Source organism: Streptomyces sp. NPDC059740 (assembly GCF_042733155.1).
Classification (GTDB): Bacteria; Actinomycetota; Actinomycetes; order Streptomycetales; family Streptomycetaceae; genus Streptomyces.
Genome location: NZ_JBHWGP010000005.1, coordinates 305,342 through 324,132 on the forward strand (window position 1 = coordinate 305,342; position 18,791 = coordinate 324,132).

6 protein-coding genes are annotated in these 18,791 nt (G+C 73.2%); all 6 read right to left on the minus strand.

Annotated elements, in window-relative coordinates:
• Window positions 1–35: 35 nt before the first annotated feature.
• Window positions 36–1,142 carry an acyl-CoA dehydrogenase family protein gene (locus ACFV3R_RS09635; RefSeq protein WP_385578249.1) on the minus strand — a complete coding sequence of 369 codons (1,107 nt, stop codon included), beginning with the start codon at window positions 1,140–1,142 and terminating at the stop codon, window positions 36–38.
• Window positions 1,139–1,414 (minus strand): acyl carrier protein, encoded by a 276-nt coding sequence (locus ACFV3R_RS09640; RefSeq protein WP_385578252.1) that lies wholly within the window; start codon window positions 1,412–1,414, stop codon window positions 1,139–1,141. Before ACFV3R_RS09640 ends, ACFV3R_RS09635 begins: the two co-directional genes overlap by 4 nt.
• Window positions 1,411–2,274, minus strand: a complete 864-nt coding sequence (locus tag ACFV3R_RS09645; protein ID WP_385578255.1) for a 3-hydroxyacyl-CoA dehydrogenase family protein — start codon at window positions 2,272–2,274, stop codon at window positions 1,411–1,413. Before ACFV3R_RS09645 ends, ACFV3R_RS09640 begins: the two co-directional genes overlap by 4 nt.
• On the minus strand, window positions 2,267–13,552 hold the full coding sequence (locus ACFV3R_RS09650; RefSeq protein WP_385578258.1) for an SDR family NAD(P)-dependent oxidoreductase: 11,286 nt from the start codon (window positions 13,550–13,552) through the stop codon (window positions 2,267–2,269). Before ACFV3R_RS09650 ends, ACFV3R_RS09645 begins: the two co-directional genes overlap by 8 nt.
• Before the next feature lie 69 nt (window positions 13,553–13,621).
• The gene (locus ACFV3R_RS09655; RefSeq protein WP_385578299.1) at window positions 13,622–18,598 is read right to left on the minus strand and encodes a type I polyketide synthase; all 4,977 of its coding nucleotides are present in this window, start codon (window positions 18,596–18,598) and stop codon (window positions 13,622–13,624) included.
• Window positions 18,583–18,791, minus strand: a 209-nt coding sequence (locus tag ACFV3R_RS09660; RefSeq protein ID WP_385578261.1) for a hypothetical protein, incomplete at its 5' end; no start/stop codon positions are given. The genes ACFV3R_RS09660 and ACFV3R_RS09655, both read right to left, overlap by 16 nt.

Sequence of the window (18,791 nt, forward strand, 5' to 3'; positions counted from 1 at the left end):
CTCTCCTCCAGGGGTGACATGGGTGGGTGGGACCGTCAGGCGTTGGCCAGGGCGTGTTCGGCGAGGATGAGTTGGGAGATCTCGGTGCTGCCCTCGATGAGTTCCATCGCCTTGGCGTCGCGGTAGGCGCGTGCGACGACGTGCCCGTCGGTGAAGCCGCGTGAGGCGAGTACCTGGACGGCGTCGGCGGCGGCCCGGGCGGCGTGGGTGGCGGCGACCTGCTTGGCGAGGACGGCGGCCACCGCCGCGTCCGGGGCTCCGTGGTCGACCTGCTCACAGGCGTGCCGGCAGACCTGGGTGGCGATGCGCTCGGCGGTGTACATCTCCGCGACATGGCGGGCCACGAGCTGGTGTTGGGAGAGCGGGACCCCGCCCTGCACCCGGTTGTTGGCGTGGTGGGTGGTGGCGCGCAGGCAGGCCCGCAGGATCCCGACGCAGCCCCAGGCCACGGACATCCGGCCGTAGGTGAGCGCGGTGGTGAACAGCAGCGGCAGGGGTTGGCGTCCTCCGCCGAGGACGGCGGTGGCGGGCAGGCGCACGTCCGCCAGGTGGACGCGGCAGTGGGTTGCGGCGCGGCAGCCCAGGGGGGCGGTCACCGGTTCGACGCTGACCCCGGGGGCGTCGGTGGGGACCACCACCGCCGCTCCGTCCACGCCGTCGCCGTCGCCGTTCAGGCCGAGGACGACGATCCAGTCGGCGTAGGCGGCGCCCGTCGTCCACGTCTTGGTCCCGGTGACGACGACGCCGTCGGCACCGTCGGGGCGGATGCGGGTGGTCATGCCGCTGAGGTCGGACCCGGCGTCCGGTTCGCTGAAGGCCACGGCGGCGAGCCGGCCGCTGGTGAGTTCGGCCAGGTGGCGCCTGCGTTGTTCCCGGTCACCGAACCGGCGCACCGTGGCGGCTGCGATGCCCTGCACCGTCATGATGCTCCGCAGCGAACTGCACAGGGCGCCGACGTGGGCGGTCAGTTCGCCGTTGGCCAGGGAACCGGCGCCCGGCCCGCCGAAGCGGGCCGGCACCTCGGCGCACAGCGCCCCGCTCGCACCGAGCTTGCGCAGCAGTGCGACCGGCAGCCGGCCGGCGGCGTCCCACTGCGCGGGACCGTCGCCGACCAGCGCGTCGATCTCCGCCGTGTCGATCACTGGGGGTCGCCGTCCTGGCGCAGGCGCTGCACCAGTGCGCTCATGGCCCGCACGCTGCGGAAGTTGTCCAGGGCCAGTTCGGGACCGACGATCTCCACGTCGTAGGTGTCCTCCAGGTGCACCACCAGTTGCATGGCGAACATGGAGGAGACCAGTCCGGCCGCGAAGAGGTCCTGGTCCAAAGCGGGTTCGGCGCCGACGCGCTCGGTGAGGAAGGCGAGCAGCTCCTTCTCGACGGCGGCCGTGTCGGTCTCGGGCTCGGCAGTGGTCATTGGGCGGCCTTTCGGTAGTCGTGGAAGCCGCGGCCGCTCTTGCGGCCGTGGTGCCCGTCGCGGACCTTCTGCAGCATCAGGTCGCAGGGCCTGCATTCTGGATCGCCGGTGCGCTCGTGCAACACGTTCAGCGAGTCGACGAGGTTGTCGATGCCGATCAGGTCGGCGGTGCGCAGGGGGCCGGTGGAGTGTCCGAGGCAGCCCTCCAGCAGGGCGTCGACGGTCTCGGCGTCGGCCACGCCCTCCTGCACCAGCAGGGCGGCCCGGTTGATCAGCGGGTGCAGCAGCCGGTTGATGACGAAGCCGGGTGCGTCCTCGATGACCAGTGCGCGCCGGCCGAGGGTCGTGAGCAGTGCGGTGACCTTCTCCAGGGTCGCTGCGCCGGTGAAGGGGGAGCGGATCACCTCGACCATGGTGATCAGGTACGAGGGGTTCATGAAGTGCACGCCCACCAGTTCCTCGCCGCGCTCCACCCACCCCGCCATCTCGCTGATGGGGATGCAGGAGGTGTTGGAGATCAGCAGGGTGCCGGGGGAGACGAGTCCGGCGACCTCGGTGAGGACGGCGCGCTTGGCTTCAGTGGTCTCGACCACTGCCTCTATGACGGTGGTGGCGTCGGCGACGTCCTTCAGGGCGGTGGTGGTGGTGAGTGCGCCGCGTGGCCGGTCGGCCGGCAACTTGCCCATCAGCGCGGCGTGCTTGAGCTTCTGCCGGACCGTGGTGCGCGCAGTGGCCAGGGTCTCCTCGTCCAGGTCGACGAGGGTGACGGACACTCCGTGGCCGAGGGCGAGTGCCGTGATGTTGGTGCCCATGACGCCTGCGCCGACGATGGCGAGGCGTTGCTCCTGGTGGTCAGTCATGCGTTCCGTCCCGGTGGTCGTCGTGGTCGGCGAGCCATGCCTCGACGGCTCGCGCTGTGGTCTCGGCGTGCTCCCCGATGAGGGAGAAGTGGTCGCCCGGTACCTGCACCGTGGTGACCCGGCTGGACAGCCGCCAGGGGGCTGCGTCACCCGCCTGGCCGGGGACCAACGGTTCGGCCGGGCGCACCAGCAGCGTCGGCAGGTCCGTGTCCGGCAGCAGGTCCCGCCAGTCGAAGGCGTAGTAGTGGGCCAGGGCCGTCAGCCACTCGTCACCGCCGACACCGTGGCGGCCGTGGTTGTTGGCGAGCACGGCGGCGGGCAGGGCCGCCATCACCTCCTCGGGAACCCCGGCGGTCTCGGGGGTGAAGCTGTCGAGCAGGACGAGCCCGGCGGGTGGGGTGCCCTGTTCGGTCAGCCGGGCGGCCAGCGCGTGGGCGGTCAGTCCGCCGGAGGAGTATCCGGCCAGGACGAACGGCCCGCCGCGCTCGCGGCTCTCGGCGAGCACGGTGGCGGCGTAGAGGTCGAGCAGTGCCCCGGGGCCGGCGGCCAGCGGCTCGTGCGGGGTGAATCCCGGTACGGCCACCGCGCAGACCCGCCGCCTGCCGCCGAACGCCTGGCCGAACCGGGCGAACTCCTGGGCGTCCGCGGTGGCACCGAAGGAGGGGAGGCAGATCAGCGCGGGACGGGCCGGCCCCCGGGAGATGGGTACCGGCGCGGGGGTCCGTTCCAGCTCGGCGGGGTCCGTGAAGGTGGGCCGGAACGCGGCCAGCCCGGCCACCATCCGCATCACCTCGGCTCCCCGGCCCTCGCGGTGGCCGCGCAGGTACAGGGTGGCGAGGGAGGCCGGCGGCGGCCCGGCGGTCTCGGGCGCCGCCTCGTCAGCGGTCAGGGCGAAGCGGCGGGCGTGGGGGGCGGGGGCGCCGGCGGCCGGGGCCGTCGCCAGGAGCTGAGCGAGGTGGGCGGCGAGTTCGCCGGGCGTGGGGTGGTCGAAGGCCAGGGGGCCGGTCAGCCGGAGCCCGGTGACCAGGGCGAGCCGGTTGCGCAGGTCCACGGCGGTCAGGGAGTTCAGGCCCTGCTCCAGGAAGGTGGCGTCCAGCTGGACCGCTGCCGGGTCGGCGTGGCCGAGGACCGCCGCGGCCTGTTCGCACACCGCTTCCAGCAGGACCTCGCGCCGCGCGGGTGCGTCCGTCGCGGTGGACAGCCTGGCGTGGAGCGCGGCCCGGCCGGCCCCGGTGGAGCCGGCCACCGTCGTGCGCGGGGCGGGGGCGAGCCCCCGCAGGGCGGCGGGGAGGCGGACGCCGGCGCGGGCTGCCGCCTGGAGCAGGGGGATGTCCAGCGGTACCGGTACGAGCTGGGTCTCGTCGCGGCGCAGGGCGAGGTCGAGCAGTGCCAGCCCCTGGTCCTCGGCGAGGGTGCCGATGCCGGTGGCGTCGCCCCTGTCGCGGTCCGCTCCGGACATGCCCGCGGTCATCGTGCTGGCCCGGGACCACAGGCCCCAGTTGAGGGAGACGGCGGGCAGCCCGGCCGCCCCGCGCCGGGCGGCGACCGCGTCCAGGACCGCGTTGGCCGCGGCGTAGTTGCCCTGTCCGGGGGCTCCGAACGCGGCGGCGGCGGAGGAGAACAGCACGAACATCTCCAGGTCGCGACCGCGGGTCAGCCGGTCCAGGTGCCGGGCGGCGTCGGCCTTGGGGGCCAGCACGGACGCCACCCGCTCCGCGGTGAGGGAAGCGATGACGCCGTCGTCCAGGACACCGGCCGCGTGCACCACTCCGGTCAGGGCGGGCTCCCGGTTCAGCACGTGGCCCAGAGCGTCGGCGTCGGCCGCGTCGCAGCGGGTGACGCGGGCTCCCGTGCCGCCGTCGGCGAGTGCTGCGGCGAGCGCCGGGACGCCTGCGGCGGCCGGGCCGGACCGGCTGGTCAGCAGCACCTCGGCGGCCCGGTCGGTGGCGCCCAGGTGCCGGGCGACGAGAGCGCCGAGCGTTCCGGTGCCGCCGGTGACGAGCACGGTGCCGGACTTCCGCGGGGCCGGTGGGACGGTGAGTACGCACACCCCCTCCGGGCCGGCCTCGCGGAGGGCGTCGGGGGCTCGGCGGACGTCGAGGACGTGGTGTGCCCGGCCGCCCGCGGCGGCCTCGACGAAGGAGCCGCCGACGGGCACCGGTGAGAGCTCCCCGGCGGCGACGACGGCCAGTTCTCCGATCGCTGCCGGCGCGGTGCCGTGAACCCGGTCGCCGGGGGCGGGTGAGGAGACCCCGGGGCCCGTCTCCATGACGACCCCGGCCAGGCGGTGGGGCGCGTCCGCGTCCGGATGGTCCAGGCAGGCCGCGCGGACGGCGATCCTCACCTGTCCGGTGGCGAGCGGGGCGGCGGCCTCGGGGGCGGGGACGAGCGCGAGCCCGTCCGGTCCGGTGCCGGCCAGCCGCCAGGGAGCGCTGCCCGGGGGCGGCGTGAGGGCGGGGGCGGGCCGGGCCAGGCGGCGGGTGCGTGCGATCCCCTGCCGGACGGCGACCTCCGCCTCGGGGTCGGGGGCGGACAGGACGGTGACCAGTGCGGACAGGTCCGCGGCGGTCGACTGCGGCGGCAGGTCGGCCAGCACGATGCGGTCGGGGTGCTCGGACTGCGCGGAGCGGGCCAGGCCCCAGACGGCGGCGCCCGCGAGGTCGTCGACGTCCTCGCCGGCACGGGTGGCCACCGCGCCGCGCGTGACCAGCACCAGTCGCGCGGGGTCGAGTTGGTCGTCCGCCAGCCACTCCTGCAGCAGCGCCAGGGCCGCGGGGGCCCCTCCGGGCGGGGCCGCGGCGACCACCAGGTCCGGTCGCGGCGCGCCCGCCCGTACGGCTGCGGTGAGGCCGGCCAGCGTGTCGTGCGCGGTCGGTTCGGCGCCGGCCGCGGTGAGATCGGCGGCCAGTGCGAGCAGGTCCCCGCCGAGCAGCGCCCAGCGGCTTCCGGCCTGCCGGGCGGTGGCCGGTGCGGGCTTGACCGGCGGCCAGGCGACGCCGAACAGGGCGCCTGCGACCTGCTGGGTGAGGTCGGCGGCGTCCTGGGTCGCGGCTTTGCGCATCACCACCGCGGCGACGTCGAGCACCGGCGCTCCGGCCGGGTCGGCCGCGGTCATCGCCAGTCCGCCGTCGGGGGCACGGCGCAGGTGGACGCGGAGGGCCTTGGCGCCCGAGGCGTGCAGCGACAGCCCGGTCCACCCGAAGGACAGCCAGGTCTCACCCGCCTCCCAGGCGCCGGTGGCGAACACGCCGGCCTGCTGGGCCGCGTCCAGCAGGGCCGGGTGGACGCCGAACGCGGTGGCGTCCTCGGCCGCCTGGCCCTCCAGCACCACCTCGGCGAAGACGTCCTCGCCGCGCCGCCAGACGGCTTTCAGACCGGTGAAGGTCGGGCCGAAGAGGTAACCGCCCTCGGCGGTCGCCTGGTAGAAGCCGTCCACGGGCACCGTCTCGGCGTCCGGCGGAGGCCAGGCGGTGAGGGCGGGGTCGGGGGCGGGGTGGGGAGCGGCGGGGCTGAGCACCCCTTCGGCGTGCCGGGTCCACGATAGGTCGTCCCCGGCCTCGCCGGGCCGGGAGTAGATGCCGAGCGGGCGGTCGCCGTTCTCGGCGGGGGCGCCGACGACGGCCTGCACCTGCACGGTGCCGTCGGCCGGCAGCGGCAGCGGGGACAGCAGGCTGAGGTCGGCCACGTGCGGGCAGCCGGAGCGGTCGCCTGCGGTGAAGGCCATCTCGGCGAACGCGGCGCCGGGCAGGAGGACGGAGCCGTGGACCGTGTGGTCGGCCAGCCACGGGTGGGTGCGCAGCGAGAGGCTGCCGGTGAGCAGCAGGCCGGGGCCGTCGGCGGGTGCCACGGCCGCGCCGAGCAGCGGGTGGCCGACGGGCGTGAGGCCGAGGCCGCCGGCGCCGGAACCGGCTGCGCCGTTGGGGCGGGGCCAGTAGCGGGTGTGCTGGAAGGCGTAGGTGGGCAGTTCGGTCCGGCTGGCCGGGGGCAGTACGGCGCTCCAGTCCACCGGCAGCCCGGCGGTGTACGCCTCGGACAGGGCGGTCAACAGCCGTGTGGCGTCACCCTGTTCGCGTCGCAGTGTGGCGACCGTTACCGGGTCGGGCAGCTCGGGGTCCGCGTCGAGCACCTCTTCGACGGAGGTGAGCAGGACGGGGTGGGCGGAGACCTCGACGAAGCTGCGGTACCCCGAGCGCGCCAGAGCCTCCACCGCCTCCGCGAACCGCACCGTCTCCCGCACGTTCGCATACCAGTACCGCGCCCCCAACCGCTCACCCCCCACCCAGTCCCCCACCACCGTCGAGAAGAACGGCACCCTCCCCACCCGCGGCCGCACATGCCCCAACTCACCGGGCAACGACACCGCCAACGGCTCACACAACACCGAATGCGCCACAAAATCCGTCGCCGGAACCCGCCACCGCATCACCCGCCGCGCCCGCAACACCCGCTCGAACTCCACCAACGCCCCCGGCTCCCCCGACACCACCGTCGACACCGGACCATTCACCGCCGCCACCGACAACCGCTCCCCCCACGCCCCCAACAACCCCCGCACCTCACCCACCGGCATCACCACCGACAACAAACCACCCTCAACCCCCAACCCCACCAACGCCCGAGACCGCAACGCCACCACCGCAGCCCCGTCCTCCAACGACAAAATCCCCGCCACCGTCGCCGCCGCAATCTCCCCCTGCGAATGACCCACCACCGCATCCGGAGTAACCCCCGCCGCCTCCCACACCGCAGCCAACGACACCATCACCGCCCACAACACCGGCTGCACCACATCCGCCGAACCCCACCCCACACCCACCGACTCCCCCACCAACACCGCCCGCACATCGAACCCCACCCACGGCTCCAACGCCGCCACACACTCCGCAAACCGCCCCGCAAACACCGGCGACTCCCCCAACAACCGCCGCCCCATCCCCACCCACTGACTCCCCTGACCAGGAAAGACGAAGACGGTACGACCGGGACCGCCGGACGGGACCGCGCCGCTCACGACTGCGGCGTCGGGACGTGTCTCGGCGACGGCGGCCAGCCGGTCGGCCAGTGCGGCACGGTCCGCGCCGACCACCACCGCCCGGTGGGTGAACCGGGTCCGGCTGGTGGCCAGGGACCAGGCCACGTCGGCCACCTCGGGCGCGTCCTCGGCGAGGACGTGCTCGCGCAGCCGGCCCGCCTGGCCGGCCAGCGCCTCAGGGCCCCGGGCGGACAGCGGCCACGCCGTCACCGCCACGTCCGCCGACAGCACCGGCGTGCCGGACGTTTCGGGGTCGGGCACCTCGCCGGGCTCCGGCGCCGGGGGCTCCTCCAGGATGACGTGGGCGTTGGTGCCGCTGATGCCGAACCCGGAGATCCCGGCCCGGCGCGGGGCGCCGACGGTCCTGGCCCAGGGCTGCTCCCGGGTCAGCAGCCGCACCTGACCGCTGTCCCAGTCGATGTGCGGGGACGGCTCCTCGGCGTGCAGGGTGCGCGGCAGCGTGCCGTGCCGCATCGCCAGCACCATCTTCATGATCCCGGCGGTGCCGGCGGCGCCCTGGGCGTGACCGATGTTGGACTTGACGGAGCCCAGCCACAGCGGCCGGTCCGCGGGCCGGTCCTGCCCGTAGGTCGCGAGCAGGGCGCCGGCCTCGATGGGGTCACCCAGCACGGTGCCGGTGCCGTGCGCCTCGACCGCGTCCACCTCGGCGGCGCTCAGCCCGGCGGCGGCCAGCGCGGCCCGGATGACCCGCTGCTGGGAGGGTCCGTTGGGAGCGGTCAGCCCGTTGGAGGCACCGTCCTGGTTGACGGCCGTCCCGCGTACCAGGGCCAGCACCGGGTGACCGTTGCGGCGGGCGTCGGAGAGCCGCTCGACGGCGAGCATGGCCGCGCCCTCGCCCATGCCCATGCCGTCGGCTCCGGCACTGAACGCCTTGCACCGGCCGTTCTCGGCCAGTCCGAGGCCGGATCCGAAGGCGAACGCGCCCGGCGAGGCCATCACGGTGACGCCGCCCGCCAGCGCGAGCGTGCATTCGCCGGAGCGGAGCGCCTGGCAGGCCAGGTGCAGGGCGACCAGTGAGGCGGAGCAGGCGGTGTCGATGGTCAGGGAGGGCCCTTCCAGGCCGAGGGTGTAGGAGACGCGCCCGGACAGCACGGCCCCGCCGTCGCTGACCGGGGTGTAGTCCTGCTGGGCGCCGTGGGCCAGCAGCCCCCCGTACAGTTGCAGCCAGCCACCGGCGTAGACCCCGGTGGGGGACCCCTTCAGACTGGTCGGGTCGATACCGGCACGTTCCAGGGCCTCCCACGAAACCTCCAGCAGGAGTCGCTGCTGCGGGTCCATGGCCAGCGCCTCGCGCGGGCCGATGCCGAAGAAGGCCGGGTCGAAGTCGGCGGCCTCGGGCACGTAGCCGCCGTACCGGCCGTAGTCGCCCTTGACGTCCCAGCCGCGGTAGCCGGGGATCGGGGAGATGGCGTCGGTGCCGCCGGCCAGCAGTTCCCAGAGCTGGTCGGGGGTGGTGACGCCGCCGGGGAGACGGCAGCCCATGCCGACGATGGCGATGGGGTCGTCGTCCGCCGGCCGCTCGGTGACGGCGGACCGGGACGCGGTCGCGGCCTGGCCGGCGCCGCCCCACAGTTCGCCGTGCAGGTGGGCGGTCAGCGCGGTGACGGAGGGGTAGTCGAACACCACGGTGGAGGGCAGCCGCAGGCCGGTGACCTCCCGGAGCCTGTTGCGCAACGCCACCGCGGTGACGGAGTCGAAGCCCAGGTCGCGGAAGGCCCGGTCGGATGCGACCTCCTCGACGTCACTGTGGCCGAGGGCGACCGCGGCCTCGGCGCGGACCGCCTCGGCCAGTGCCGCCGCACGCTCGGCCGGGGGCAGCCCGGTCAGGCGGCGCACCCACTCGCCCGCGCCGGCCCCCTCCCCGGCGTCCTGCGTGCCCTCCTCGTCGTCGGACAGTGCCCGGACCGCCTCCGGCAGGGCCGTGAGCAGCGGGCTGGGACGGTGCAGGGTGAAGGTGGGCGCGAACCGGTCCCAGTCGATGTCGGCGACGGCGAGCAGTCCGTCCCGGCGGTCGAGCGCCTGGGCCAGCGCCTCGACTCCGCGGTCGGGGTCCATCAACCGCAGCCCGAACCGGCGCAGTTGGTCGCCGGCCTCACCGGCTCCCATCCCCCCACCGCCCCACAGGCCCCAGGCCAGCGAGGTGGCGGGCAGGCCGCGGGCACGGCGGGACTCGGCGAGCGCGTCGAGCGCCGCATTGGCCGTGGCGTACCCGGCGAGCAGTCCGCTGCCCCAGGTCGCGGCGCCGGACGAGTACAGCACGAAGGCGTCCAGGTCGAGGCCGCTGGTCAGCTCGTCGAGGTGGCGGGCGCCGCCCACCTTGGCCGCGGCCACGTACTCCAGGTCCGCCGCAGTGAGCTCGGCAACGGGAGCGCCGTGGCTGACGCCCGCGGAGTGCACGACGGCGGACAGCGCCGGGCCGGTGGCGGCGAGGTGCCGCAGCAGTCCGGCGACGGCCGCCCGTGCGGCGGTGTCGCAGGCAACCACCTCGACGGCCGAGCCGCGCTCCGCCAGCTGCGCGGCCAGTTCCGCGACGCCGGCGGCGGCCGGCCCTGACCGGCTCGTCAGCACGATCCGTTGGGCACCGCGCTCGGCGAAGAGGCGGCCGGTACGTCCGCCGATCAGGCCGGTGCCACCGGTGACCAGAACGGTCCCTCGGGCGGTGCGGTGGCCGTCGTCCGCTCCGGCCGGGCGGCCCGCCGGATCCCCCGAGGCCCCGGAGTCCTCCGGTGAGAGCGGGGCGCGCTCCAGGCGGCGGGCCCACAGGCCCCCGGCGCGCAGGGCGACCTGGTCCTCCACACCGCCGGCGAGCACACCGACGAGACGGTTCGCGGCCTGGTCGTCGAGGTCCTCGGGCAGGTCCACCAGACCGCCCCAACGCCCCGGCTCCTCCAGACACGCCACCCGCCCCAGGGCCCACACCTGTGCCTGCGCCGGGCTGGGGCTCTCCCCCGGCACGGCAGCCACAGCGCCCCGGGTGAGGGCCCACATCGGTGCGGCCACGTCCGCGTCTCCCAGCGCCTGCACGAGGGCGAGGGTGGCGGCGAGGCCGCGCGGCACCAGCGGGTGGGCAGGCAGCGGCTCCTCGTCCCACGCCAGCAGGGAGACGACTGCGGCGGTCCTGGTCCCGTCGGCGACCGCCTCGGTAAGGGCTGCGGCGACGGCGGCACGGTCGGGGGCATCCGTCCCGGCGCCCGGGGATGCCACGACGATACGGACCTCGGCGCCTCGCTCACGCAGCGCCTCGGCGACACGATCGGCAACCGCATCGCCTGCGGCTGCGGCCCCGTCGGTCACCACCACCCAGGTACCGCTCAACGCGGGCGTGGCCGACTCGGCGACAGGGTGCCAGGTGACGCGGTACCGCCAGTCGGCGACCGACACGGCGGCGCTGCGGCCGGTGACGGGAACGGTGAACTTCGGCCAGTAGCGCCGCCGTTGGAAGGCGTAGGTGGGAAGGTCGGCGGTTCGGCCCGTACCGGACACGGCGGCCCAGTCCACGGACACGCCCTGCGTGTGCGCCTCCGCGAGCGAGGCCAGGACCCGCTCCGACCCACCGTCGTCCCGGCGCAGTGTGCCCACCACCACCGGCGCCGCCTCCTCCAGGGCGTCACCGATCGCACCGGTCAGCACCGGGTGCGGCGACACCTCCACGAACACCCCGTGCCCGGACTCACCCAGACTGCGCACCGCCCGCTCGAACTCGACCGTCTCGCGCAACGAGGCGTACCAGTAGGCCGCGTCCAGCTCCGGACCGCTGATCGACTCGCCACTCATCGCCGAGACCATCGGCACCTGACCCACGCCCGGAGCTATGCCGTCCAAGGCGGCCAGGATCTCCGCACGCAGTTCGTCCACGTGTGCGCTGTGCGAGGCGTAGTCCACCGGCAGGATGCGCGTCCGCGTCCCCTCATGCGCCGCGGCCAACTCCCGCAACGCCTCCGGCTCACCGGAAACCACCGTCGAGCGGGGGCCGTTGACCGCCGCGACCGACAGCCGGTCTCCGAACGAGGCGATCCATTCCCGCACGGTGGCCGCGTCCTGCGCCACCGCCATCATCCCGCCACGCCCCGCCAACGCCCGAAGCGTCCGACTGCGCAGCGCCACCACCTTCGCAGCGTCCTCCAGCGACAGGATGCCGGCCACGGTCGCAGCGGCGATCTCACCCTGCGAGTGACCCACCACCGCATCGGGACGCACCCCCGCGGCCTGCCACACCGCGGCCAACGACACCATCACCGCCCACAACGCCGGCTGCACCACATCCGCAGCCTCAAAACCATGCAGCCCGGCCAGGACGTCGTCCAACTCCCAATCCACGTGCGGCGACAGAGCCCTACCACACTCAGCCAACCGCGCCGCGAACACCGGCGACACCTCGGCCAGCTCCCGGCCCATACCGACCCACTGGCTCCCCTGGCCCGGGAAGACGAACACCGTGCTGCCGACACCGCCCGCCGGGACCACGCCGGTCACCACCGACCTGGCAGGCCGGCCGGTCGCCACCGCGTCCAGGCCGGACACGAGCGCGTCGCGGTCGCTCCCCACCACGACCGCGCGGTGGTCGAAGGCCGTCCGGGTGGCGGCCAGGGACCACGCGATGTCGGCGGTGAGCAGCTCCGGCCGGGCCACCAGGTGTTCCCGCAGTCGGCCCGCCTGCTCCGCCAGCGCAGGTGCACCGCGCCCGGATACCGGCCAGGCCGACACGTCCACGCCGGACGCCAGCACTGTGGGCTGTGGCACCGCGTTCTGGGTTGAAGCAGATCCCGGCGTCGTCGCTTCCTCATCAGCCTCGTCGGGTTCGGTCTCGAAGGCGGCGTCCGCGGGTTGCGTCGCAGGAGCCTCCTGCAGGATGAGGTGGGCGTTGGTGCCGCTGATGCCGAACGCCGACACCCCGGCGCGTCGCGGTCGAGCTGGGTCCTGCGGCCACTCCACCGGTTCCGTGAGCAGTCGTACGTTGCCCGTGGTCCAGTCCACGTGGGGCGACGGTTCGTCGGCGTGCAGTGTCCGCGGCAGCCGGCCCTTCTGGAGGGCCAGCACCATCTTGATGACGCCGGCCACGCCTGCCGCCTGCTGGGCGTGCCCGATGTTGGACTTGACGGAGCCGATCCACAGGGGCCGGTGCTCCGGGTGGCCCCGCCCGTAGGTGGCCAGCAGGGCCTGCGCCTCGATCGGGTCGCCCAGCGTCGTGCCCGTGCCGTGCGCCTCCACCACGTCGACGTCGGCGGCGGTGAGCCCGGCTCCGGTCAGGGCCGCGCGGATCACCCGTTGCTGGGAGGGACCGTTGGGGGCGGAGAGTCCGTTGGAGGCACCGTCCTGGTTGACGGCGCTGCCGGAGAGCACGGCGAGCACACGGTGTCCGTTGCGGCGGGCGTCCGCGAGACGTTCCACCACGATGATGCCGGCTCCCTCGGCGATGCCCATCCCGTCGGCTCCGGCACCGAACGCCTTGCACCGCCCGTCCGCGGCCAGCGCACCTTGCTGCGAGAAGCCGACGAACTCGCCGGGGTTGGCCATCACGGTCACCCCGCCGGCGAGGGCGAGGGTGCATTCGCCGTTCCGCAGCGCCTGGGTGGCGAGGTGGATCGCGACCAGGGACGAGGAACAGGCGGTGTCGACGGTGACGGCGGGGCCCTCCAGGCCGAGGCTGTAGGAGACCCGACCGGACAGCACGCTCATCGCCGTACCGGTGATCAGGTGCGCCTCGGACCCCGACATGTCGCCACCGGACATGGCGTAGCCGGAGGGTGAAGCGCCGGCGAAGACACCGGTGGTGGAGCCTCGTAGGGAATCGGGAGCGATGCCCGCGGCCTCGACAGCCTCCCAGCAGATCTCCAGCAGGAGTCGCTGCTGCGGGTCCATCGCCAGCGCCTCACGCGGCGAGATGCCGAAGAAGCCCGCGTCGAACTCGGTGGCGTCGTCCAGGAACCCGCCACGGGCGACGTAGTCGCTGCCCTCCGAGCCGGGTGCGAGGCCGAACATCGCCTCCACGTCCCAGTCCCGGTCCGCGGGAAAGCCGGAGATGGCGTCCCCGCCCGAGGCCAGCAACCCCCACAGTTCCTCCGGTGTGCGGACCCCACCCGGAAAACGGCAGGACATGCCGACGACGGCGATCGGCTCCCGATCCCGCTCGGTGACCTCACGCAGCCGCGCCCGCGCCTTCCGCAGCTTCGCGGTCACCTGCTTGAGGTAGTCGAGGAGCTTCTCCTCGTTCTGCATGGTGGTCACACCCTTCGACCGGGTCTGGGGAGAGCGGGCTGGCAGTCAGTCCTGCAAGTGGGAGGCACCGGGACGCGGTCAGTCGTCCGGGTCGTTGAGCTCGTCGTCGAGAAGTGCGAACAGCTCGTCGGCGGTGGCGTCCTGGAGCGCACGCTGGGCGGCGGCATCCGGTGCCGCCTCAGTGGTCGAGGGGGAGCGGAACCGCTGGACCAGTGCCTCCAGCCGGGCGACGATCTCGGCGCGCGCGGCCTCGTCAGCGGGCGTGAGGTCGGCTGCCAGACGGTCGAACTCGTCGAGCACGGCGCCCTGGCCGGTGATCCGACCGGACAGCTCCGCCTGTAGGTACTCGGCGAGGGCCGTCGGGTTGGGGTAGTCGAAGACCACCGTCGACGGCAGCCGGACCCCTGTGGCTGCGTTGAGACGGTTGCGCAGTTCCACCGCGGTCAGCGAGTCGAAGCCGATCTCCCGGAACGCCTGCTGGGGAAGCACGTCACCGGTCGCGTGGTGGCCGAGCACCGCGGCTGCGTGCGACCGCACCAGCTCCACCAGTACGCGCCTGCGCTCCGCGGGCGAGGCGGACGCCAACCGCTGGGCCAGCTCGCCTTGTTCTGCGCTGGTCGTGCTCTGCTGGGTGTGGTCGTCCTGCGGCTCCTGGGCTTCAGGGAGGGTGTCCAACAGGGGGCGGGGACGGGCGGCACAGAAGACGGGCGCGAACTTCTCCCACTCCACGTTCGCCACCGCGAGGAACGTCTCGTCGTCCTGCAACACCTGACCCAACGCCGTGAGCGCCCGCTCGGTGTCCAGGAAGTTCATCCCCTGCCGCAACAACCGATGCGGCGTGACCCGACCAGGACTGTGATCCATCTGCGCATCCACCGCGTCCCAGTCCCGCGTGTTCCACACACCCCAGGCAATCGACGTACCCGGCAGACCACGCGCCCGACGATCCTCCGCCAACGCATCCAGATACGAATTCCCCGCGGCATAGGCGGCATGATCGTTACTGCCCCAGGTCGCCGAGATCGACGAGAACATCACGAACTCGTCCAACTCCAACCCAGCCGTCGCCTCATCCAGATAAGAAGCACCCGCAGCCTTCGCACCCAACGCAAGCCCCAGACCCTCCACCCCCGTCTCCTCCACACGCGCCAGATAAGGCGTGTTCGCCGAGTGCAACACCGTCGACAGGGCCGGACCCGTGCGCTGAACACGCTCGACCAGGCCGAAGACCTGCTCACGCGAACTGGTGTCACAGCACAGGACATCGACAGCCGTTCCACCATCAGCGACTGCGGCCGCAAGCTGGGCCACCGCCGGAGCCGAAGGGCCCGAACGGCTGGTCAACACCACACGCGAGGCGTCATGGTCGGCCAGCCACGGCGCGATACACACACCGATCGAACCCGTACCACCAGTCAACAAAACCGTGCCCCTGGGCGACCACGAACCCTCACCGTTACGTCGACGGCCGGCCCGCACCAAACGCCGCACCAGCACACCCGACGACCGCACAGCGACCTGGTCCTCCCGGCCATCAGCCACCACAGCCGCCAACCGGGCCCCCACCCGCTCATCCACCACCGACGGCAGATCGACCAGACCACCCCAACGATCCGCATGCTCCAAACCAACCGCACGCCCCAAACCCCACACCTGCGCCTGCACCGGACTGGTGGTCACCTCACCACCACCGGTCTGCACCGCACCACGGGTCACCACCCACAACGGCGCCGCAACACCCTGCTTCCCCAACTCCTGCACCAACTCCAGCGTGGCCGCCGTCCCCCGAGGCACCCACCCCTCACCCGGCAGCAACGACTCATCCAACGCCAGCAGCGACACCACACCCGCCACATCAGCAGCCGCCACCTGCCCCAGACCGGCCACGTCCACCCGAACGACCTCCGCACCCCTCTCGCCCAAGGCGCGCCCGATCACCTCAGCCTCATCACCACCACCGTCACCGTCGCCGCCACCGACCAGGAGCCACGTCCCCGACAGGACACCCGCACCCTCGCTCCCCGGCTGCCACACCACCCGATAACGCCAGTCCGCCACCAACGCATCAGTCTGCTCACGACGCCGCCACGCCGCCAAGGCCGGCACCACCGCACTCAAACTGCCGCCATCAACCTCAAGCGTCTCCGCCAGACCACCCAGATCACCACTCTCCACCGCAGCCCAGAACTCCGCATCGGCAGCAGGCTCGCCTCCGGCGGCCTTGGCAGTGTCCGGAACTGTTGACTCCGGCCAGAAGCGTCGACGTTGAAAGGCGTACGTCGGTAGGTCGACGGCCGTGCCACTGCCCACCACCGCCGACCAGTCGACGGGCACACCCTGGTTGTACGCCTCGGCGAAGGAGGTGAGCAGCCGGTCGGCCCCGCCGTCGTCACGACGCAACGTCCCCGTGACGACCACCCCCCGCTCTTCCAGACTGTCCCCCACCGCCGTAGTGAGCACGGGGTGCGGCGAGACCTCGACGTAGATGCCGTGCCCCCGGTCGGCGAGGCTCCGGATCGCCCGCTCGAACTCGACCGTCTCGCGCAGTGAGGCGTACCAGTAGGCCGCGTCCAGCTCCGGACCGGTGAGCGTCTCGCCACTCATCGCCGAGACCATCGGCACCTGACCCACGCGAGGGGTGATGCCGTCCAGGGCGGTCAGGATCTCCGCACGCAACTCGTCCACATGCGCACTGTGTGAGGCGTAGTCCACCGGGACCATCCGGGTGCGCACCGACTCCGGGCAGGAGGCGGCCAGTTCACGCAGCGCCTCCGGCTCGCCGGAAACCACTGTCGAACGTGGCCCGTTGACCGCCGCAACCGCCAACCGCTCCCCGAAACCAGCGATCCGCTCCCGCACCTCCTCCACAGACTCGCTCACCGACATCATCCCGCCACGCCCCGCCAGCGCCCGCAACGTCCGGCTGCGCAGCGCCACCACCCGCGCCCCGTCCTCCAGCGACAGAATCCCGGCCACCGTCGCAGCAGCGATCTCACCCTGCGAATGACCCACCACCGCATCGGGACGCACCCCAGCGGCCTGCCACACCGCAGCCAACGACACCATCACCGCCCACAACGCCGGCTGCACCACATCCGCAGCCTCGAAGCCATGCAGCCCGGCCAGGACGTCGTCCAACTCCCAATCCACCTGCGGGGCAAGGGCCCGGGCACACTCGGCCAACCGCGCCGCGAACACCGGCGACACCTCGGCCAGCTCCCGGCCCATACCGACCCACTGACTCCCCTGCCCCGGGAAGACGAACACCGTCCGACCGGCGCCGCCCGCCGCAGCCGTCCCGGTCACCACACCCGGGGCGGGCTGACCCGTCGCCACCGCCGCCAAGCCGGCCGACAGCTCCTCACGGCCGGAGCCCAGCACCACCGCACGATGCTCGAATACCGCACGCGTCGTCGCCAGCGACCAGGCCACATCACCCGGCTCCAGCTCCGGCCGCGCCAGGACGTGCTCACGCAACCGACCCGCCTGCGCCGCCAGCCCTGATGCGCCTCGACCGGTGACCGGCCATGGGACGGCGTGGGTGTCCGTGAGTACCGGCAGACCGTCCACGCCTTCCTCGTCCGGTGCCGACGGCTCGGACGGCGAGGCCGCCGTGGCCTCCTCCAGGATGATGTGTGCATTGGTGCCGCTGACGCCGAAGGCAGAGACCCCGGCCCGCCGCAGGCGCTCGCCGTCCTCGGCGGGCCACGCCACCGGCTCCTTCAACAGGGCCACGTTGCCGACCGACCAGTCCACGTGCGGCGACGGCTCCTGCGCATGCAACGTCCGCGGCAACACACCGTGCTGCAACGCCAACACCATCTTGATCACACCCGCCACACCACCAGCACACTGGGCATGGCCGATGTTGGACTTCACCGACCCCAGCCACAACGGCCGGCCATCCCCAGGCCGGTCCTGCCCGTAGGTGGCCAGCAACGCCTGCGCCTCGATCGGGTCACCCAGCGTCGTCCCCGTACCGTGCGCCTCCACCGCGTCCACGTCGGCAGCCGCCAACCGAGCGTCCGCCAGAGCCGCCCGGATCACGCGTCGTTGCGAGGGACCGTTGGGGGCGGTCAGCCCGTTGGACGCACCGTCCTGGTTGACGGCACTGCCCCGCACCACGGCCAGCACACGGTGACCGTTGCGCCGGGCGTCCGACAGCCGCTCCAGCACCAGCACACCCGCACCCTCACCCCAGCCGATACCGTCGGCCTCCGCCGAGAACGCCTTGCACCGCCCGCTGGAGCCCATCCCACCCTGCTGCGAGAACTCCATGAAGGCACCGGGGGTGACGAGTACCGCCACGCCACCTGCCAGTGCCATCGAGCACTCGCCGGAGCGCAGGGCCTGCACCGCCTGGTGCAGCGCCACCAGCGAAGAGGAGCAGGCGGTGTCGACCGTCACCGCCGGCCCTTCCAACCCCAGCGTGTAGGAGACACGGCCGGAGACCACTGCTGTGAGGCCGCCCGTCAGCAGGTACCCCCCGGCGCCCGCTTCGGACCCCGCCAGCTCACCGGTGTAGTTGGAGTTACTTGCGCCGATGAAGACGCCCGTGTCGGAGCCCTTCAGCGACAACGGGTCCAGTCCGGCCCGCTCGACGGCCTCCCAGGCCACCTCCAGCAGCAGACGCTGCTGCGGGTCCATCGCCAGGGCCTCACGCGGCGAGATTCCGAAGAACCCCGCATCGAACTCGGGGACGTCGTAGACGAACGCACCCTGCCGGGCGTATGCCTCTCCGGCGATGACGTCCTCTCCGCCGTAGGTCTGCTCGAACTCGTCCCAGCCGCGGTCGGTGGGGAAGCCGGAGACCGCATCGGTGCCGGCAGTGAGCAGCTCCCAGAACTGCTCGGGGCCCGTCACGCCACCGGGGTAGCGGCAACCCAGACCGACGATCGCGATCGGCTCCCGCTTCCCGGCCTCCAGCTGCTTGACCCTCTTACGGGTCTGGTAGAGGTCGGCGGCCAGCTTCTTCAGGGTGCCGAGCAGCTGCTTGTCACCGGCCTGCGCGCTGTCTTCGGCCTGCGCCCCAGTGGTCATCAGGAAAGCCCCAATTCGTTGTTGATGAAGTCCAGGACCTCGCTGGCGGAGGCGTCCTCCAGACGCCCCGATACGGCCTGCTCTTCGCCGGCCTCTTCCTCGCCCTCGTCCTCCAGCCATCGGGAGAGCAGGGTCTGCAGTCGTGTGGTGACTTCACGGTGGAGTTCGCCGCTTCCCGTGGTGTTGTCCAGGGTGGCTTCGAGGCGGT